Source organism: Qipengyuania algicida (assembly GCF_009828025.1).
In the GTDB taxonomy this organism is placed as follows: domain Bacteria; phylum Pseudomonadota; class Alphaproteobacteria; order Sphingomonadales; family Sphingomonadaceae; genus Qipengyuania; species Qipengyuania algicida.
In genome coordinates this window covers 178,700-196,782 of the sequence record NZ_WTYA01000005.1, presented here as the reverse complement: position 1 = coordinate 196,782, position 18,083 = coordinate 178,700, and the positions used below count along the sequence as shown (strand labels likewise).

Annotated in this window: 19 protein-coding genes; 11 read left to right on the top strand and 8 right to left on the bottom strand. The window is 60.8% G+C overall.

Annotated features, from left to right (window positions below):
- Positions 1-22: 22 nt before the first annotated feature.
- Positions 23-3,055 carry a M16 family metallopeptidase gene (locus tag GRI58_RS08245; RefSeq protein ID WP_160753087.1) on the bottom strand — a complete coding sequence of 1,011 codons (3,033 nt, stop codon included), beginning with the start codon at positions 3,053-3,055 and terminating at the stop codon, positions 23-25.
- A gap of 98 nt (positions 3,056-3,153) precedes the next feature.
- Here GRI58_RS08245 and GRI58_RS08240 point away from each other — a divergent pair, with 98 nt between their 5' ends.
- From GRI58_RS08240 to GRI58_RS08210, 7 genes are all read left to right on the top strand, one after another.
- Entirely contained in the window at positions 3,154-3,741 is a 588-nt protein-coding gene (locus GRI58_RS08240) for a NifU family protein (protein ID WP_160753086.1), read from the top strand.
- Between the two features lie 60 nt (positions 3,742-3,801).
- Entirely contained in the window at positions 3,802-4,410 is a 609-nt protein-coding gene (locus GRI58_RS08235) for a malonic semialdehyde reductase (protein WP_160753085.1), read from the top strand.
- 52 nt (positions 4,411-4,462) lie between these two features.
- Positions 4,463-5,074 (top strand): tRNA (adenosine(37)-N6)-threonylcarbamoyltransferase complex dimerization subunit type 1 TsaB, encoded by a 612-nt coding sequence (tsaB, locus tag GRI58_RS08230; RefSeq protein ID WP_160753084.1) that lies wholly within the window; start codon positions 4,463-4,465, stop codon positions 5,072-5,074.
- Positions 5,071-5,541 (top strand): GNAT family N-acetyltransferase, encoded by a 471-nt coding sequence (locus GRI58_RS08225; protein WP_337190926.1) that lies wholly within the window; start codon positions 5,071-5,073, stop codon positions 5,539-5,541. Before tsaB ends, GRI58_RS08225 begins: the two co-directional genes overlap by 4 nt.
- Positions 5,542-5,687: 146 nt before the next feature.
- Positions 5,688-6,128 (top strand): Ros/MucR family transcriptional regulator, encoded by a 441-nt coding sequence (locus GRI58_RS08220; protein WP_160753083.1) that lies wholly within the window; start codon positions 5,688-5,690, stop codon positions 6,126-6,128.
- Positions 6,129-6,172: 44 nt separating this feature from the next.
- A complete protein-coding gene (locus GRI58_RS08215) occupies positions 6,173-6,619 on the top strand; it encodes a Fur family transcriptional regulator (protein WP_160753082.1) in 447 nt (148 codons plus the stop codon).
- On the top strand, positions 6,591-7,505 hold the full coding sequence (locus tag GRI58_RS08210; protein ID WP_160753081.1) for a lysophospholipid acyltransferase family protein: 915 nt from the start codon (positions 6,591-6,593) through the stop codon (positions 7,503-7,505). The genes GRI58_RS08215 and GRI58_RS08210 overlap by 29 nt, the downstream gene beginning before the upstream one ends.
- Positions 7,506-7,514: 9 nt before the next feature.
- Here GRI58_RS08210 and GRI58_RS08205 read toward each other — a convergent pair whose 3' ends face one another.
- Genes GRI58_RS08205 through GRI58_RS08190 form a run of 4 tightly spaced genes read right to left on the bottom strand, consistent with a single transcriptional unit; the run spans position 7,515 to position 10,947 of the window.
- Complete coding sequence (locus GRI58_RS08205; protein WP_160753080.1) at positions 7,515-8,399, bottom strand: LysR substrate-binding domain-containing protein; 885 nt, start codon at positions 8,397-8,399, stop codon at positions 7,515-7,517.
- Positions 8,400-8,441: 42 nt separating this feature from the next.
- Complete coding sequence (locus GRI58_RS08200; RefSeq protein WP_160753079.1) at positions 8,442-9,362, bottom strand: hemolysin family protein; 921 nt, start codon at positions 9,360-9,362, stop codon at positions 8,442-8,444.
- Positions 9,363-9,382: 20 nt separating this feature from the next.
- A complete protein-coding gene (ybeY, locus tag GRI58_RS08195; protein ID WP_160753078.1) occupies positions 9,383-9,871 on the bottom strand; it encodes an rRNA maturation RNase YbeY in 489 nt (162 codons plus the stop codon).
- Positions 9,868-10,947, bottom strand: a complete 1,080-nt coding sequence (locus GRI58_RS08190) for a PhoH family protein (RefSeq protein WP_237452186.1) — start codon at positions 10,945-10,947, stop codon at positions 9,868-9,870. The genes ybeY and GRI58_RS08190 overlap by 4 nt, the downstream gene beginning before the upstream one ends.
- A gap of 282 nt (positions 10,948-11,229) precedes the next feature.
- Between GRI58_RS08190 and GRI58_RS08185 the strand changes: the two genes are divergently transcribed.
- Positions 11,230-11,712 carry an RcnB family protein gene (locus GRI58_RS08185; RefSeq protein WP_160753077.1) on the top strand — a complete coding sequence of 161 codons (483 nt, stop codon included), beginning with the start codon at positions 11,230-11,232 and terminating at the stop codon, positions 11,710-11,712.
- A 104-nt stretch (positions 11,713-11,816) separates the two neighbouring features.
- Positions 11,817-12,407, top strand: a complete 591-nt coding sequence (locus GRI58_RS08180; RefSeq protein ID WP_160753076.1) for a hypothetical protein — start codon at positions 11,817-11,819, stop codon at positions 12,405-12,407.
- A 595-nt stretch (positions 12,408-13,002) separates the two neighbouring features.
- Here the strand turns inward: GRI58_RS08180 and miaB are convergent.
- Together miaB and GRI58_RS08170 are read right to left on the bottom strand one after the other, a co-directional pair.
- Positions 13,003-14,346: a tRNA (N6-isopentenyl adenosine(37)-C2)-methylthiotransferase MiaB gene (miaB, locus tag GRI58_RS08175; RefSeq protein ID WP_160753075.1), complete on the bottom strand. Its 1,344-nt coding sequence runs from the start codon at positions 14,344-14,346 to the stop codon at positions 13,003-13,005.
- A 90-nt stretch (positions 14,347-14,436) separates the two neighbouring features.
- Positions 14,437-14,898 (bottom strand): peptidylprolyl isomerase, encoded by a 462-nt coding sequence (locus GRI58_RS08170; RefSeq protein ID WP_160753074.1) that lies wholly within the window; start codon positions 14,896-14,898, stop codon positions 14,437-14,439.
- Between the two features lie 108 nt (positions 14,899-15,006).
- On the opposite strand from GRI58_RS08170, the gene mgtE reads away from it, so the two are divergent.
- Entirely contained in the window at positions 15,007-16,449 is a 1,443-nt protein-coding gene (gene mgtE / locus GRI58_RS08165; protein WP_160753073.1) for a magnesium transporter, read from the top strand.
- A 20-nt stretch (positions 16,450-16,469) separates the two neighbouring features.
- Here mgtE and GRI58_RS08160 read toward each other — a convergent pair whose 3' ends face one another.
- The gene (locus GRI58_RS08160; protein WP_160753072.1) at positions 16,470-17,315 is read right to left on the bottom strand and encodes an acyltransferase family protein; all 846 of its coding nucleotides are present in this window, start codon (positions 17,313-17,315) and stop codon (positions 16,470-16,472) included.
- Between the two features lie 329 nt (positions 17,316-17,644).
- Here GRI58_RS08160 and GRI58_RS08155 point away from each other — a divergent pair, with 329 nt between their 5' ends.
- Entirely contained in the window at positions 17,645-18,037 is a 393-nt protein-coding gene (locus GRI58_RS08155) for a DUF1489 family protein (protein WP_160753071.1), read from the top strand.
- The last annotated feature ends 46 nt before the right edge of the window (positions 18,038-18,083 follow it).

Here is an 18,083-nt window from a genome sequence, read left to right as displayed (position 1 = left end):
AGCCCGATTTGTGCGATCGGCGTTACCGTCCAACCGGCTTGGCCGAGGCTTTGGCCGCTGGTTGCTTCGTCGACGCATCGCCATCGGAGCCGGATGGCGCCGGCGCGCTCGCCAGCGTCTGGCCTTCGGGAATTATTGCCAGACGCCAGCCTTGCTTCCCGCCGAAATACTTGTGCGCCAGCGCTTCCATGATCTGCGGCGTGGTCTGCGAATAATCACCCAGCAGCGTGCGCAGATAAGCGATCCGGCGCGGATCGACGGTCGAACCTTCCAACTGGTAGAGCCAAAACAGATTGCCGGTCGATGCGCGTGAAACATACTGCCGCAGCGGTTCGGTAACGCGTTCCAGTTCATCCGCCGTGGGCGGTGCCTTGGTCAAATCCTGTGCAATGCGGTCGGCCTCACGGAAGAAGATCGGCACATCCTTCGGCTGCAATTGAGCCAACGCGGTGATGTTTCCGCCGCCGTTTATGTCGGTCGGCCAGTCGGAACGGACGACGGGCGAATAGCTGGCACCGGCCTTTTCGCGCATCGCATCGAGCAGGCGGTTGTTGAACACCTGCGTGAGGATTTCGAGCTGGCGCGATTCCCGGATGCCGCTCACCCCCCCCCCGGTCGGCCACGCAATCACCGCGGCCGCCTGATTGGGATCACCGCGGTGATGAAGCACGACCGTCTTTCCGCTGTCGGGGAAGTCCGGAACGCGCGCAGCAACGTCAGCGGGCAGTGGCTGACGGGGCGGCAGGGCGCCAAAGGTTTTCTTAAGCGCTTCGATCGCTTCGTCGCGCTTGAAATCGCCGAACACCAGAACCTCGAGCGGCCCCTGCTTGAGCAGCGGCGCCCAGACTTTCTCGAAGCCCTCGGGTGTGGCCGCCGCGAGCTGCGCCTTGGTCGGATAGGCATAGCGAGGATCGCCATTGCGCTCGAGACTGTCGAGATCGCGCGACAGCACGCCCGCAGGACTGGTCGAATAGCTGTCGTAGGCAAGCGTTGCAGCAGCCTTGGCGCGGATCACCGGCGCCTTGTCCCACTGCGGCAGCGCCAGCTTGGCCGCGAAGAGATAGAGCTGGTCGGCAAGATCCTCCTGCCGCGTCTGCGCCGAGAACGAGAATGTCCCGTCGTCGATATCGAAATTGAAGCCCATCTTGCGACCGGTTGAAATCTGGTCGAGATCATCCTGATTGAGCGTGGCTTCGCCCGAGCCGACCAGTGCCATCTTGCCGAGCGCGATATATGCGGTGTCGTTGGGCGAGAAGGAGCGGTAACCGCCGCCGAAGCGAACCTTCACCGAAACCCGCCCCGGCTCCGCATCGTTGGGCCACAGCAGCACCTTGGCCCCGTTGGCGAAGTTGATCTGCTCAATATCGAGCACGCCGATCGGTGCGTCCTTGACGATCGTTCCGGGCTTGCCGATCGCAGGCAGCTTGGCGAAGCTGACCGGCTTGACCGACAGGCGCGAGCTGGCATCGGGCTTGACCTTGGCGAGCAGCGCATCGCGCAATTGCTCGTCGGTCGCCTCGCCCTGCTTGGGCGTGACATAGGCGGCGCGCATCACCGTGCCGCTGAACAGCCGCCGCGTACTGTCGAGAATCTGCTTCGGTGTAATCGTGTCCTTCATGCCGTCGAACACTTTCAGCACCGTCTCGGGCGAAGCGACGGATTCGCGAATATCGACCGCGTTGACGATATCGTCGGCAAGCTTCGACCCGGCCTGAACCGAGCGTTCGGCAACGGCGCTCTGGAACACCTGTTGCAATTCGGCGATCTCGCGGTCCATCTCCGCCTTGCTCGGCGGATTGTCGCGCGCGTCGGCTATCACCGAACGCACATCGTCGAGCGATTTCTGCCAGTCGCCGGTCAACGGAGCGAGGCTGACACTGGTAATGTCGGCCGAGCGGCTGACCTTGTCCTGCCCCACCTGTGCGTAAAGGTAACTGCCGCCGGCACGAGCATGGGTTTCCAGCCGCCGGTTGATGATTGCCAGCGCCAGCTGATCGCGCAAGATGCCCTGGTTGTAGGCGATAGTGTCGTTCACCTTGTGCCACGGACGCAACCAAGCATAGGTCAGTGTACGCGGCAGATCGGGTTCGACGATGACTGCGGTCTTGCCCACCGGATGCGCAGGGTCGGCACCGGCAGGTGCCGTCGGCTCTCCGAATGATGGTGCGGGTGTCGGCCTGCCCTTCCCCTTCCACTCACCAAAATATTTCTCGATTGCGGCGGCGAGCAGCTTTGGGTCCATGTCGCCCACCGCGACGACGACAGTATTTTCGGGTCGATACCACCGGTTGTAGAATGCCTTAATGCTTTTCGATGTCGCAGCGTCGATCGTCGCGTCAGTGCCGATCGGTGTTCGGCTTGCGAGCAGTTGCCCGTTGAACAGTGTTTCGCGGATCTTGTCGGCGCTGCGCTGCGCCGCACCCGAGTTCTCGCGCTTCTCGGCGAGCACGATCGGGCGCTCAGTGGTAACGTCGCGCTCCGATAGCGTCGGACCCTCGATCATGCCCGACAGCAGCTTCATGCTCTCATCGAGCTTGGCATCGTCGATATTGGGCAGGTCCAGCTGGAATACCGTCGATGTGGGGCTGGTCTGCGCATTGGTGTCGCTGCCGAAGGTCGCGCCCAGCCGCTGCCAGGTCGGTATCGCCTGGGCGAAGCCGAGATATTTGCTTTCGCGAAACACCAGATGCTCAAGCAGGTGAGCATAGCCTCGCTCGCTCGGCTTTTCATACAGCGAACCAGCGTCGATCCGCACCCGGATAGAAACCTGTCCCGGCGGCACACCGTTCTTGCGCACCGCATAGCGCACGCCATTGGGCATCTCGCCGAACACCCACTCCTTGTCCTGCGGCACATCGCTGCCGCGATAGATCCAAGGGGTCGTGCCGGCGGGCTGGATGTATTTCGGTGCAGGCAGGTCGGGCGCAGCCGTTGCCGCCGGAGCCGGTACGGCTGCCGGCTTGGCAGTCTGTGCGACACCCGGTTGCGATAGCAACAGCGCGGCAGACGGAAGGAGAAGCGCGAGACGCCGTTGGGCGCGCGGAAGAAACGTCATGGCGCAGCGTATAAAGCGAAAAGCTCTGAAGGGCGAGTGAACGATGCGAAATCATTCCTATCCTTGTGAGCAGGCAGACCCACACCTACATTCCGGATATGTTTATCGAAACCGAAGCAACGCCCAATCCCTCAAGCCTCAAGTTCCTTCCCGGACAGGAGGTCATGGGCAGGAATGGAACGCGCGAGTTCGCCAATCCAGAATCCGCCGAAGCAAGCCCGCTGGCTCAGGCGCTGTTCGATACAGGCGAAGTGACCAATGTGTTTTTCGGCAGTGATTTCATTACGGTGACCGCTGGACCAGGGGTTTCCTGGACCGCGCTCAAACCACAGGTTTTATCGATCCTGCTCGATCATTTCGTCAGTCAGGCGCCCTTGTTCGCTTCCGGCAATGCGTCAGGAATTGCCGTTCCCGCTGAGGATAACGAGGGGCTGGTCGTCGAGGAAGATCCCGCCGACGCGGATATCGTCGCGCAGATCCAGGATCTTATCGAAACGCGCATCCGGCCTGCCGTGGCCGGCGATGGTGGTGACATTCGCTATCGCGGATATCGCGACGGCATCGTCCATCTTGCCATGCAGGGCGCCTGCTCGGGTTGCCCCTCATCAACCGCCACACTCAAGCATGGGATCGAAGGCCTGCTGCGCCACTACGTCCCCGAGGTGAGCGAAGTCCGCGCGAGCTGACCGCGACGCAGATTTGCGCGCCGAGACCTTACCCATTTGCCCCCCACACACGGAGTTTCCATGACCAAGCAGTTCCACGACCACGCGCTCGATTCCCAGTCGCTCGACCAGCTTTTTCGCGAGGCACGGACCTATAATGGCTGGCTCAAGAAAGATGTCAGCGACGAACAGTTGCATGCCATCTGGGATCTGATGAAAATGGGGCCGACATCGGCCAACCAGCAGCCTGTGCGCATCGTGTGGGTCAAATCGGACGAAGCCAAGGCCAAGCTGGCCGAATGCGTGTCGGAGGGCAATCACGACAAGGTTTTGAACGCGCCCGTGACCGCACTGATCGCATATGACGTCGACTTTCACGAGGAACTGCCCTGGCTGTTCCCGCATACGGACGCGAAGAGCTGGTTCGAGGGCAATGAAGAACTGCGCCATGAGCATGGCTTTCGCAATTCATCCCTCCAGGGCGCCTATCTCATCCTTGCTGCCCGCGCGCTGGGCCTCGACACCGGGCCGATGTCGGGCTTCGACGCCGGGTCTGTCGAAAAGGCGTTCTTCGCCGACAATCCCCGACACAAGGTGAACTTCATCTGCTCGATCGGCTATGGCGATCCCGAAAGCATCTTCGATCGCAGCCCGCGCCCGGATTTTGACCGTTTTTCCCGCATCGCCTGATCCAAGATCGGCAAGACTTGAACCATTGGACAGCGTCGGGCATCGCTAATTCGTGCGCACACTGGCGATAGATTGCTCAACGGAAGCCTGCTCGGTTGCCCTGTTCGAGGATGAGCGCTTGCTCGCTGCCCAGCACGAAGTGTTGGGACGTGGGCATGCCGAAAAGCTCGTCCCCATGGTCGCCGCATTGGACGGGCGCGGACAGGCGGAGAGGATTCTCGTCTCGCTTGGTCCGGGCAGCTTCACCGGCGTGCGCGTGGGGCTGGCTGCCGCGCGCGCGCTGGCCATCGCCTGGCAATCCAACGTGCTTGGATATCCCGGACTTGCATTGATCGCGGCCATGGCTCGCGGGGATCGGGGCGAACCGGTGAGCGTGTGCATGAACGGCGGCCATGGCGAATGGTTCGTTCAGGATTTCGATGCCGCCGGTTTGCCCGAAAATGCGGTTGCCTCGCTCACGCCCAATGCTGTGGCGACGCGCAAATTCCACGATCTGATCGCAGGGAACCGTGCGGCAGAATGTGTGGCGCTTTGTGGAGACAATCGTCGCGCGATCGAACTGCTGCCGGATGCGCGTCACGCGCTCTCGATAGCTGAGGTTCTGCTGACCGACCGGCTTGTGCCTGAATATGGGCGCCGACCCGATGCGAGGCTTCCGGCATGATGGGTGACGACCGGCTGCTCGATGAATTGATGGCGGTGATGGACGAAGCATTCGACCCGCACTGGCGCGAAGCATGGTCGCGACGCCAAATTGCGGAATCACTCGAACTGCCCAATACTTTCGCTGTACTTTACGATCATCGCGGCAACCCGCTGCCCGTAGCCAGCCGCGCTTCGGGCTTTATTTTCTCCCGACACGTCGCCGGAGAAGAAGAACTTCTGCTCATCGCAGTGCGGCCCGAACTGAGGGGGCGCGGGATAGGCCGCAAGATGATCGTTCATTTCGCGGAGCAAGCAGGCCGACGCGGCGCCGAGAGGATATTCTTGGAGATGCGCTCAAACAACGAGGCGGGTTCTTTATACGCCCGCTGCGGTTTCGTGCCTATCGGGAAGCGGCCAGACTATTACCGAACCCTGTCGGGCGAAACGATCGATGCGATCACCTTCGCCCTGCGCCTGAACGACTAGCCGAACGATTTTGTTATACTTGTTTCATTTCTCTACATGGAGAAATTTTCATTATGGAATCTGTTGACATGTGACGCGCCACATTAGAGGTAAACCGGGCATTACGAACAATCGTCACGCCAATAGAAATGGAAAAAGGTTTAAATATGGACGAGCTCCAGACCGACATGAAAGAAGTCTTGATTACACTTACTTCCGACATTGTTGCTGCCCATGTCAGCAATAACAGCGTTACTGTGGACGATGTTCCTGCGCTGATCACCAATGTTTACAGCGCCTTGTCCGGACTTGGGGCAGTTGCTCAGGCCGAAGAACCCGCTCCGGAACCTGCTGTATCGGTTCGCTCGTCAGTCAAGCGCGATCACATCGTCTGCCTCGACTGTGGCAAGAAGATGAAGATGCTGCGCCGTCACTTGTCTTCGGAACATGACATGACGCCGGAAGAATATCGGGAAAAATGGAACCTCGGACCCGATTATCCGATGGTTGCGCCCGATTATGCCGAAACCCGGCGCGATCTTGCCAAGAAGATTGGCCTCGGCCGCAAACCCGGCCAGCGCAGAGGACGCCGCAAAAAGGAAGCGTAAGCGCCTCCCGATTGCTTGAGAAGTTTGCCCCGTGTCACTATGACATGGGGCAAATCATTTGGGAGCCTGTCTTGACGCGGATCGATCTTGAACAACTTTGCGCCGACAAGGGCTTGCGGATTACCGAACAGCGCCGGGTAATCGCCAAGGTTCTGTCCGACAGTGAAGATCATCCGGACGTGGAACTCCTGCACAGCCGCGCCTCCGCCGTCGACCCGAAGATCTCGATCGCCACGGTCTATCGCACGGTGCGCCTGTTCGAGGATGCAGGGATTCTCGACCGGCACGATTTCGGTGATGGTCGTGCGCGGTACGAAGCCGCTCCCGAGGCACATCACGACCATCTGATCGATGTCGAAAGCGGCAAGGTCGTCGAATTCGTGGACCCGGAACTCGAAGCCCTTCAGAAACAAATCGCCGAGAAGCTGGGTTATCGCCTGGTCGACCACCGGATGGAGCTCTATGGCGTCCGGATCGATCGCGAAGGCTGAGCGCCGCGCCCGCATCCGTGCGGCGGCAATGCGCGGCGAACGAACGCCTCTCTCGCCTGCCGGGCAATTGCGCTTCATACTCCGCTCGCTGGGACTTGTGCTGGCGCTGCTGGTGTTCGTGCCTTTGCACTATCTCTACCGCATCTTCCGTTACGGCTCGCCCTTCCCAATGTGGTTCCTGTGGACGGCGGCGCGGATTTGCGGGGCGCGGGTTCGCAAACACGGCACACCGCTGCGTCGCGACGTGTTCTTCATCGCCAATCACATCAGCTGGATCGATATCCTTGCGCTGGCCGGTGCCAGCGGAACGGCCTTCGTCGCCAAGCAGGAATTGTCCGAAGTTCCGGTGATCGGCTGGCTGTGCACACTCAACCGCACGGTCTTTGTCAAACGCGAGAACCGTCTTGGCGTAGCTGAACAGATAAATGCGCTACGCGAAGCCCTTGCCGACAACTGGTCGGTGACAGTGTTTCCCGAAGGCACGACGACCGATAATCACTCGTTGCTACCGTTCAAGACCAGCATGCTGTCGGTGCTGGAGCCACCGCCTCCGGGCGTTCTCGTCCAGCCGGTGATGATCGATTACGGAAATGTCGCCGAGGAAATCGGCTGGGTCGGCGAGGAAAGCGGCGTCAACAACGCTCGCCGTATTCTTGGGCGTCGCGGCACCTTCATTGTCGATATTCACTTCCTCGAACCCTTCAGCCCGGTGGAATTTCGCGGTCGCAAGGCAATCGGTGCGCGGGCAAGGGAAGAGATCGAAGCAGCGCTTCTTGCCGCGCGTGGCAAACCTTTGCGCTCCTTCGCCCACAGCGTTGCGCCTGTGCGTTACAATCCGCCTGCGGCCGATGTGTCCGCCGAAGTCGATCATCGGCAGGATAGCTGACGGCGCGTTCTACAGCCCCGCTTTGACCAGCCAATCGTGAAAGATCCGCACCGGGCGCTCTTCAAGCGCGGTGGGCTTGCAGACGAACCAGTAGCTATAGGGGCTTTCGACCGAAATCTCATACAGGCGTGCCAGCCGATCGTCGGCTGCACGGCGAAGATGATCGTCGTGCATGATTGCAACACCCAGCCCCTGCGCAGCAGCCTCCAGCATCAATTGGCCGGAATCGAAATGGTCGATCGCGTTCGGCTCCAGATCGGACATGCCGATCGCCGCCTTCCATGCATCGAAACTTTCCGGAAGCTCGTTGTGGATGAGGAACGTCTGCCGCTCCAGCAATTCGCGATGGGGTTCTGGTCCGACCGCTTGCTCAATCTCGCGATTGCAGATCGCGTGGACCATATTGTGATCGAGCCGTACGGCATGAAGCCCGCGGCTTGGCCCACGTGACAGGATGATCGCCGCATCCAGCGTGTCGCCGACGCGATCTTCCAGATGCGGCCCTGTATCAATGTCGATATGCAACAGCGGGTGCGACCGGCGCAGTTCGACCAGCCGCGGAAACAGCCGCTGGCTGCCGAACAGCGGCAGCACGCCGAGATGGAGCCGCAAGAGCGAGAAGTTCTCCGACTGGTTCTCGACCGCACGAGTCAGCGCCTCCAGATGCGGATTGACCGCCTCGTAGAACGCCTGTCCTTCGTCGGTAAGCTGCATCGCCTGCCGCGCGCGCGTGAAAAGACGCTTGCCGACGAAACTTTCCAGATTGCCGATCCTGCGCGAGAGCGCCGAAGGGCTGAGACCCAGCTCGTCGGCTGCCGCGCGCGCCGACCCCAAACGCACGGTGCGCACGAAAGCTTCCAGGGCGCGCAAGGGGGGAAGACGACGGTTCACCATAGCCGCGCCCCCTTGACGACAAGTACCCGACTTGTCGAGAGGTCAGCCATCCTGCTGCACAACGTCGGCATCGGGGGCGTGCAGCCGCAGCCGCGTCACATGCGTTTCATCACCATCCGTCACTTCGATGTGCCAGCCGGAGGGGTGGTCAATCACTGCCCCGACGGGCGGCACCTGTTCGGCGAGAACATAGGTCAAGCCGCCCAGCGTATCGACCGACTCTTCGACTTCGCCGAGGCGCTGGTCGATATGTTCGGCGACATCCTCCAACTCGGCGCGTGCGTCGCAATCCCAGATCCCATCCTCGATCTCGACGAACATTTTTTCCGGCGTCTCGTCATGCTCGTCCTCGATCTCGCCGACGATTTCCTCGACCAGATCCTCGATCGTGATGAGCCCGTCGGTGCCGGAGAACTCGTCGAGCACGATCGCGAGGTGGATATGCGCCGCGCGCATGTCGGCCAGCACGTCGAGCGCACCGCGCGACTGCGGCACATAAAGCGGTTGGCGCATCAGCACTTTCCAGTCCTCCGGCGGCGTCTCGCCGCGCGCCAGAATCGGAAAGACATCCTTGATGTGGAGCATCCCGATAACGTCGTCGAGCTGCCCTTCGTACACTGGCATTCTCGAATGGCCCTGCTCGGCGAAAGCCTCGACCACTTCGTCCCAGCTTGCGGTCGATGACACAGCAGTGATCTCACCGCGCGGAACCGCGATATCGTCGGCATCGTGCTCGGAGAAATGCAGCAGATTGCGCAGCATCTGGCGTTCGACCAGGGACAGATCGCCCTTGGCCGGTTCGTTTGCACTATCCGTTTCTTCGTGATCGGCCTCGTCGAGCTGTTCCTCGAGCTGGGCGCGCAAGGATCTCTCGCCGGATTCGGCATCGAAAAACTTCTTGATCGCGGGCCACAGCCCGCTGCTACTGTCCGCGTCTCCCGCGGCGGATGTATGGTCGGGCATGGCCCCCTAATGCGCTCCCTCTAGTCGCGATCCCCATATGGGTCCGGGACCCCCATTTGCGCAAGCGCCTTGATCTCCAGCGCTTCCATCTTTTCCGCCTGTGTGTCGCTGTCGACATGGTCGTGCCCAGCCAGATGGAGCAAGCCATGCACGATCAGATGCGCGGCGTGCTGTTCCAGCTTACGCCCCTTCTCGGCGGCCTCCCGCGCGCTGGTTTCCAGCGCGAGGGCGATATCGCCGAGCATTTCGGGTCCGCCTTTCTGCCCCATCGCCTCTAGTTCGGCACGGGTCAGCATCGGAAAGGACAGGACGTTGGTCGGCTTGTCCTTGGTCCGCCACTCGCGATTGAGCGCATGGACTTCCTCGTCCACCGTAAACAGCAGGCTGGCCGACAGCCGCTCGTTCGCAAGCAGCGGCTCGACCGCTTCGGCCGCCTCCATCGCCTGCTCAGCAAGATCGGCCCAGTCAAAGTCCTTCGGCCAGCCGTCGATTTCAATGTCCAGATTCACGCCTGCTCACCCGTTCCTTCGTAAGCTTCCACAATCCGCCCCACGATCGGGTGACGGACAACGTCAGCGGCGGTGAAGCGAATCGTGCCGAAGCCTTCTACGCCCTCCAGCTTCTCGACCGCATCGGCGAGCCCGCTCATCCGGTCACCACCCGGGATATCGACCTGCCGCGGATCGCCGCAGATCACCATCCGGCTGTTCTGGCCGAAGCGGGTGAGGAACATCTTCATCTGTTCTCGCGTGGTGTTCTGCGCTTCATCGAGGATGACGAAGGCATCTGCGAGCGTGCGCCCGCGCATGAAGGCGATCGGCGCGATCTCGATCTCTCCGGACGCGAGCCGCCGCTCAACCTGTTCGGGCGGCATACAATCATACAGCGCATCATAGAGCGGGCGCAGATAGGGATCGACCTTGTCCTTCATATCGCCCGGCAGGAAGCCCAGTTTCTCGCCCGCTTCCACTGCCGGGCGCGACAGGATCAACCGCTGGACGCTGCCGGTCATCAATTGCGCTACTGCCTGCGCCACGGCGAGATAGGTCTTGCCAGTGCCCGCTGGCCCAAGCGCGAAGATGATGTCGTCGCGCGAGAGCGAGTGCATATAGGTCGCCTGCATGGCGCTGCGCGGGACGATGGTCTTGCGGCGCGTGCGGATCATGATCGGCGGGGTGTCGATGGTCCCGCTGATGATCCCCTCAAGGGTCGGCTCGTTGGACATGGCGATCAGCGATTCGATGGCACCGGCATCCAGATCCTGACCCAGCGCGAGCCGATCGTACATCGCCTTGAGCACATCGCGAGCACGGGCGACGCTGTCCTCAGGCCCTTCGATATGAACCCGGTCGCCGCGCGCGGAGATGAACACACCCAGCCGGTTCTCCACCTGCACCAGATTGGCGTCGAACTGTCCGAACAGCGGGACAAGCAGGCTCTGATTGTCGAAGCTGACCTCAGCGGAAGCTCGGTGAGCTTCCCTCTGCGGATAGGCGAGCACCGAGGTGGTCTGACTATCCCGCCCCTTGATGCCTTGTCCCTTGGCGCTGCGCGACGAGGGGACGTTTGCCGGTTTGCGAGCCATGCGCTCCTTTCGGTTAGGGTTGCATCACCAAGATACGCGCTCGTCGGCGGCAAACAAGTTACCACCATGCGCGAGACAGTGGAAAGTCACCGTTTTGCAGCAAATGCGGCAACAAAACCTCAACTGACAGGCGAGGTTCATCGGTTTGTCGGAATTTCATTCGCTTCGTCGCAAATGTTGGGAGCACTCAGTCTCTTACGTTTGTTTTGATCAGTACCAATCGACGCCAGTGATGCGGAGATTTCTGCCCCGGCACGGCGTCGCTGTTCAAGGAAGACGACAATGAAGACGCTTACCCTCGCCCTCGTTACCGCGGCATTGGCACTTCCGGTTGCCGCTAATGCGCAAAACCGCGAAACGCTGCGTCAGGACCACGCCCAGGTCCAGCGTGACCGTGCGGATCTGCGTGCCGACCGCGCCGAAGGTCATCACCGCATGGCACGCGACGACCGCCGCGACCTTCGAAACGACAAACGTGCCTATCGTCATGACTGGCGCGATTGGCGAAGGAGCCATCCGGCGATGTATCGCACGCATGTCTACACCGGGCCGCGCGGCTATGCCTATCGCCCGCTGAAGGTAGGTCATGCGCTTCCCGGCGCGTATTACAATCAACGCTATTGGGTCGCCAATCCGGTCGAATTGCGCCTGCCGTATCCACGCTATGGCTATGAACGCTGGGTCCGATATGGCGATGACGTGGCCTTGGTGAACACCCGCAATGGGCGCATCCTGCAGGTGTACACCAACTTCTACATGCGCTGACACGCAAGGACACTCCAGCAAAGGCCTCGCCCGACTGGCGGGGCCTTTCGCTTGCGTGAGCGCGGCAACGCGCGCAAACTGGGCCACCAAAGGAGGGAAAAGCCATGTGGTCAGGTGGTCGGGAGATAGGTATCGTTCTGGTTGCCGGGGCTTTGGCGGGATGCAGCGCCCGACCCGATCAGCAAGCCGTCGCGCCAACGCATAAGGCAAGCGCCGCGCCCTCCGGCCCCTCTGGCTCTACCGCTTCGTCTGACGTGAATGACAGCGACATTGCTCGGCGCGTCCAAAGCTGGGTCAAAGCCCAGAACGCCGATTCAGGGCCGCTGATGATCCGCTGGGGCGAGGCAGATCTGGATGGCGATAGCACGAAGGAAGTGCTGGTCTATGTCGGCGGCCCGATGATGTGCGGCAGCGGCGGATGCACGCTCGACGTGCTGAAAGCTGAGCCGGACGGTTTCACGCGGATCGGCGCCCTCTCGGTCAGCCAGCTCCCGGTGGGCGTGCTGGACAGCAACAGCCACGGAATGCGCGATCTGGCCGTCACCACCTACGGCGGCGGCGCGCCCGAACAGATCATGCGCGTGCCCTTCGACGGCAAGAAATATGCCAGCAACCCGACGGTCAAACCCGCCACGCCGGTCGATACGATCGGCACCGAGGTGATCGCCGCGGGACCGCTGGAGAAGCTGGACTAGGCGGGGTTGCGACAGCTCAAGCGAGAGGCGCCACGGCCGCGATTGGGACTTTCCCGTCGCAAAGCCGAAATTCCGCTAACGACCCATTGCGGGCTGCAAGCTATTGCCTAGCAACAGCGAGCCAAGACACCCTCTGCATTGCTTCAGTCTCTGCTGTTATTGCGGTGTCATACAACCCGCATTTTGGTCCAAGTGGACCCCACTCTACCCCCTCGCGCCATCGCATCTGATAGGTATACAAACCGTCTTCTCGCTCGGATATGATGACCTGCTCGGTATCATCGGGTTTGGTGTGCTGGCGGACGAACTTGACCATTTCACAACTCTATTGTCGTTGACGTCCGCTTACCACCCTATTGTGTTGAAAAACTCCATCGTCCGTTTTGGTGGGCAACAATAGAATTTGGATGCATCTCTCGACACAGCAATGATTCAAGCAGCGAACTCACTCTGTATCATTGTTGCCAGAAGTTAGGCTGCAGCTTGGCCGGTCCGACTTTTTCAACAGAATAGACCCCATTCGCGACATTGAGCACTTCAACCAAGCCATCCAAAACCACACGTTGGTTCAGGCTGGCAAACCGCCCACACCGCGTTACGCGCGGGCCGGGGCCAGTACACGTCCTTCAAGCGAATTGGGGCCGGCTTCGCCAAGCTCAACCTCGACGAGATCGCCGATCTGGCAGTCGGCTTCGAACCACACCGATTGCAGCCAGGGCGATTTGCCCAGCCATTGGCCCGCGCGCTTGCCGCGCCTTTCGACCAGCACCTGGCAACGCTGCCCGCTGCGCGCGCGGTTGAACGCAAGCTGGTCGCGGTTGAGCGCGCTCTGGAGGCGCTGGAGGCGATCGTCCATGACCTCTTTCGCCACCTGTCCGTCCATCGTTGCGGCGGGGGTTCCGGGGCGCGGGCTGTATTTGAAGCTGAACGCCTGCGCGTATCCGACCGCATCGACCAGCGCCACGGTCTCTTCGAATTCCGCCTCGGTCTCGCCGGGGAAGCCGACGATGAAATCGCCCGAGAGCGCAAGGTCGGGCCGCGCCGCGCGAAAGCGGTCGAGCAGCTTGAGATAGCTTTCGGCGGTGTGGCTGCGGTTCATCGCCTTGAGCACACGGTCGCTGCCCGCCTGTACCGGCAGGTGGAGGAACGGCATAAGTTTGTCGATCTCCCCATGCGCAGCGATCAGATCGTCGTCCATGTCGGCCGGGTGGCTGGTGGTATAGCGGATGCGCGCGAGGCCATCGATCTCGGCCAAATCGCGGATCAGGCCCGCTAGGCCCACCGCCCTGCCCTTCGCATCTTCGCCGCTCCACGCGCTGACATTCTGGCCCAGCAGGGTGATTTCCTTCGCCCCGCCATCGACCAGCTTATGAGCTTCGGTCACCAGATCGCTGTAAGGACGCGATATTTCCGCGCCGCGTGTATAGGGCACCACGCAATATGTGCAGAACTTGTCGCAGCCTTCCTGCACGGTGAGAAAGGCGGCGGGCGGCGATGTGCGCCGTTCAGGCAAGGCCGCGAACTTGGCGATGGCGGGCATGTCGGTATCGGTCGCCCGCTCGCCCTGCACCGCTCTGTCGAGCATTTCGGGCAGGCGATGATAGGCCTGCGGGCCGACGACCATCGACACCGCGGGGCTGCGCGCCATGATCTCCTCACCCTCGGCCTGTGCGACGCAGCCTGCAACCGCGATCAGGGGCTCCTTGCCCGCCGCGCGACCGGCCTTGGTCAACCGCCCGATGTCCGAATAGACCTTCTCCGCCGCTTTCTCACGAATGTGGCAGGTGTTGAGCACCACCAGATCCGCCTCTTCCCCCTCGGGCGCAGGCACGATGCCGCGCGCGCTGAGCATTTCGCCCATACGCTCGCCATCATAGACGTTCATCTGGCAGCCGAAGCTCTTGACCCTAAAGGTCCGGGGGGCGGTGGTCTGTTTCATGGGAGTTTGCGCCTTAGCGAATGGCGTGACAGCCTTCAATGAAAAGGGCGGCACCTTGGCCGCCCTCCCCTTCAATGCAAGGTGCGTGGATTAAGAAACCGTCGCCTTGACGATCTTGCCCGGCTCACGCGGCGGCTCGCCCTTGGGCAGCGCGTCGATGTGTTCCATGCCGCTCTCAACCTGGCCCCAGACGGTGTATTGCCCGTCGAGGAATTCGGCATCGTCGAAGCAGATGAAGAACTGGCTGTTGGCGCTGTCGGGCACCTGGGTGCGGGCCATGGAGCAGGTGCCGCGGGTGTGCGGTTCGCTGTTGAATTCGGCCTTGAGGTCGGGCTTGTCGCTGCCGCCCATGCCGGTGCCGGTCGGATCGCCGCCCTGCGCCATGAAGCCGGGGATCACGCGGTGGAATACCACGCCATCGTAGAAGCCCTCGTTGGCGAGCGTGGTGATACGCTCGACATGGCCCGGCGCGAGGTCGGGACGCAGCTTGATCACAACGTCCTTGTTCTCGCTGTCGCCGGTATCGAGGGTGAAAGTGAGTTTGTCGGCCATGAATTCTTCTCCTTTGCGCGCGTCCCTACAGCCGCAATGCCGGTTTTGTCACCCCATCGTGCTTACCCTGCTTGCTTTTCGCATTGCCGCGCCTAGACGCCATGGGCGATGGCTGAGGACGCGCCCCTCGACGAAGAGCTGATCGCTGAGTCCCCGGCGAACGAAGAGGCGCGCCCCGACGACCGGATCGACGACGAACGTCACGACGAGGACAATATCCTCAAGCCGGAATTCGTCCGCCGCGTCACCGATGCGCTGGACGAAGGCGATAAGCAGGCGGTCTACGAGCTGGTCGAACCGCTCCACGAAGCCGATATCGCCGACCTCATCGAACTGCTCGAGCGCGACGAGCGGCGCCAGCTGGTGACGGCAATCACCGATCTGATGAGTTCAGACGTTATCGCGCACCTCAACGATTTCGTACGCGAAGACATGCTCGAGGCGCTGCCCGCCTCGGCAGTCGCGGAAATTGCTGGGGAGCTGGAAACCGACGACGCGGTCCAGCTGATCGAGGACATGGACGAGGCGGACCAGCGCGCCGTCCTCGCCGAGCTCGAACCGGAAGATCGCGCTGCGATCGAGAGCGCGCTGTCCTATCCGGAAGAAACCGCCGGACGCTTGATGAACCGCGAGTTCGTTGCGGTGCCCGAGCATCTGACGGTCGGCGATCTGATCGATTTTCTGCGCACCGGCGAGGATCTGCCGAGCGAGTTCTACGAAATCTTCGTGGTCGACGAAAAGCACCACCCGGTGGGCACCTGCCAGCTCTCCTGGATTCTTACGACCCCGCGCCAGGTCGCACTGGCCGATGTGATGAAGCGCGACCAGACGCTGATTGCCGCCAACCTCGATCAGGAAGAGGTCGGCAACATGTTCCAGAAATACGGCCTCATCAGCGCCGCAGTGGTCGATGCCAGCGGGCGGCTGGTCGGCCAGCTGACCGTCGACGACGTCGTCCATATCATCGCCGAAGAAGCCGGCGAGGACGTGCTGCGCCTGTCGGGTGCGGGCGAAGGCGACATCAACGAACCGATCCAACGCACCATTCGCGGGCGCATGGGATGGCTGTTCATAAACCTCTGGACGGCGATTGCCGCCGCCGCGGTGATCGCCGCCTTCGAAGGGACGATTCAGCGTATCGCCGCACTCGCCGCGATCATGACGATCGTTTCGGGCATGGGCGGCAATGCCGGCACGCAAACGATGGCGGTGGTGGTGCGCGCACTTGCTACCAATCAGCTGACCAGTTCCAACACCTGGCGCATGATCACGCGCGAGCTGACCATCGCGCTCGCCAATGGTTTCGGGCTTGGCCTGTTCATGGCGATTGGTTGCATGGCGGTGTACCACGATCCCAAGCTGGCCGCCGTTCTGTGGGGGGCGATGGTGGTGGAATCGGTGACAGCCGGGCTGGCGGGCGTACTGATCCCGGTAACGATGGACCGGTTTGGTATCGACCCTGCGCACACCTCGACCGTGTTCGTCACCACCATGACGGATGTGATCGGTTTTTTCAGTTTCCTTGGTCTGGCAACGTTGTTCCTGATGTAGCAGGGTAGAGAGCTTGTCGATTAGCTTTGACGCTGTAGACGGGATTCCCGATTATTTCTCGGAATCAACGGCCTGATCATTCGCAGGGCAGGTGCTTCGAAAAGCTTGTGATACGAAATGCCTGCAACCGCCGAAATTGCAATCAATATCACCCACAATAATAAGCTATCCACTCCATCGATACGACGCGCGAGATTGTTCACCAGAGGGTAGTGAATGAGATAAATTGCATAAGAGGCGTTGCCGAAAAGTTTGAGTACCGGGCCAATAGCAATTCGTCCTGTATGTTCCAGCCTGACAATCGGCAGGATCAACAAAGCGAGACCCAGCCCGAACACTACCGAGTAAAAACGATTGTCGATCCAGAAATACATTCCTAGGAATCCGATACCGACCACAATCAATACAAGATTGTTCGGCCCCTTTCTATTGACGAAGCACCACGCAGCAATGATTCCGAAAAGAAATTCGAGATCGACAAGGCCCATAGCCTTCACATCGGTCATATTGAACAGGCCGTATGCAAACAGCGCCAAGCTCAATACAATCGAAGATATGACGAATCTTCCGGACAAAAAGCAAAGAAGCGCAACGACGTAGAATATGACTTCATGCTGTAGAGTCCATGCCAGCGCGAGAGCAGGTCGATCGAGGCTGGGAAGCAGTGTCAGAGTTGAGAACCAGTTCCAATCGTTTGCACCGGCGGCGTTTTTCCCGATCGTCAGATACGCCAGCGCCACGGCGATGCCGACCGGAAGGTAGGGTACATAGATCCGAACCAAACGGCTGCGAAGATAGGAGCTGGCGAAGGAGTTTTGACCGACGCGATTGTGATTGACGTAATAAATGATGAAGCCGGACAACACGAAAAAAAGTCCACGCCAAGGTAACCAAAGTTGCCTATAACGCCCAAGTAATAGGGGATCGCAAAACCTTCGTTTTCGATAGCCTGCGTAGCATGGCGCACAACGACCGCCATTGCGGCAATGCCCCTACCCGCTTGCAGCGTATACAGCGTTCGGCCAGCCGAAGGCTGCTTGGCAATCGTCTCGTTCGGCATTTCACACCCCCTCAGGTAGATCACGCGTAAGGGAATTTCGCGGCGGATGTAATTCCAGAATCGCGCAACTCGCGCATGTCAGATTTTGTGCGGCATAGCTTGAGCATTTCCGTCGCCGACCTATCTCGGTACACAATGCCGCTGCATCTGACCAAGATCGCCTTCGGGGCGAAGAGCTATGCCGATATTGAGGAATGGTTCGCCAATCGCCAGCGGATGTCGGTCAACACGCGCTATCGCCCTACGCGGTGGGAGGAATGCATCGGCGGCTCGCTGTTCTGGGTCCACGAGCACAATCTGGTCGCGCGATCGCCGATCATAGGTTTCACGCAGCAGGACAACGGCCGCTGGTTCATCGACCTGGGGCCGCGACTGATCCCGGTCCACCCGATCCCCAAACGCGCCCATCAGGGGTGGCGATATCTCAAACCGGAAAATGCGCCACGCGATCTGGCAGAGGGAGAAGACGTCGGCGATGTCATGCCCGGCGCGATGGCAGGCAAGCTGCAGAAACTGGGCCTGATCTAGATTGCCGATTTAGAAGCAGTATTGTCTAGGCGTAATTTCGCTCTGC

Bases quoted from the DNA above. Each gene is read 5' to 3' on its own strand.
- GRI58_RS08245 (WP_160753087.1), bottom strand. From the start codon at position 3,055: ATGACGTTTCTTCCGCGCGCCCAACGGCGTCTCGCGCTTCTCCTTCCG.
- GRI58_RS08240 (WP_160753086.1), top strand. From the start codon at position 3,154: ATGTTTATCGAAACCGAAGCAACGCCCAATCCCTCAAGCCTCAAGTTC.
- GRI58_RS08235 (WP_160753085.1), top strand. From the start codon at position 3,802: ATGACCAAGCAGTTCCACGACCACGCGCTCGATTCCCAGTCGCTCGAC.
- GRI58_RS08225 (WP_337190926.1), top strand. From the start codon at position 5,071: ATGATGGGTGACGACCGGCTGCTCGATGAATTGATGGCGGTGATGGAC.
- GRI58_RS08220 (WP_160753083.1), top strand. From the start codon at position 5,688: ATGGACGAGCTCCAGACCGACATGAAAGAAGTCTTGATTACACTTACT.
- GRI58_RS08215 (WP_160753082.1), top strand. From the start codon at position 6,173: ATGGGGCAAATCATTTGGGAGCCTGTCTTGACGCGGATCGATCTTGAA.
- GRI58_RS08210 (WP_160753081.1), top strand. From the start codon at position 6,591: ATGGCGTCCGGATCGATCGCGAAGGCTGAGCGCCGCGCCCGCATCCGT.
- GRI58_RS08205 (WP_160753080.1), bottom strand. From the start codon at position 8,399: ATGGTGAACCGTCGTCTTCCCCCCTTGCGCGCCCTGGAAGCTTTCGTG.
- GRI58_RS08200 (WP_160753079.1), bottom strand. From the start codon at position 9,362: ATGCCCGACCATACATCCGCCGCGGGAGACGCGGACAGTAGCAGCGGG.
- GRI58_RS08190 (WP_237452186.1), bottom strand. From the start codon at position 10,947: ATGGCTCGCAAACCGGCAAACGTCCCCTCGTCGCGCAGCGCCAAGGGA.
- GRI58_RS08185 (WP_160753077.1), top strand. From the start codon at position 11,230: ATGAAGACGCTTACCCTCGCCCTCGTTACCGCGGCATTGGCACTTCCG.
- GRI58_RS08180 (WP_160753076.1), top strand. From the start codon at position 11,817: ATGTGGTCAGGTGGTCGGGAGATAGGTATCGTTCTGGTTGCCGGGGCT.
- miaB (WP_160753075.1), bottom strand. From the start codon at position 14,346: ATGAAACAGACCACCGCCCCCCGGACCTTTAGGGTCAAGAGCTTCGGC.
- GRI58_RS08170 (WP_160753074.1), bottom strand. From the start codon at position 14,898: ATGGCCGACAAACTCACTTTCACCCTCGATACCGGCGACAGCGAGAAC.
- mgtE (WP_160753073.1), top strand. From the start codon at position 15,007: ATGGCTGAGGACGCGCCCCTCGACGAAGAGCTGATCGCTGAGTCCCCG.
- GRI58_RS08155 (WP_160753071.1), top strand. From the start codon at position 17,645: ATGCCGCTGCATCTGACCAAGATCGCCTTCGGGGCGAAGAGCTATGCC.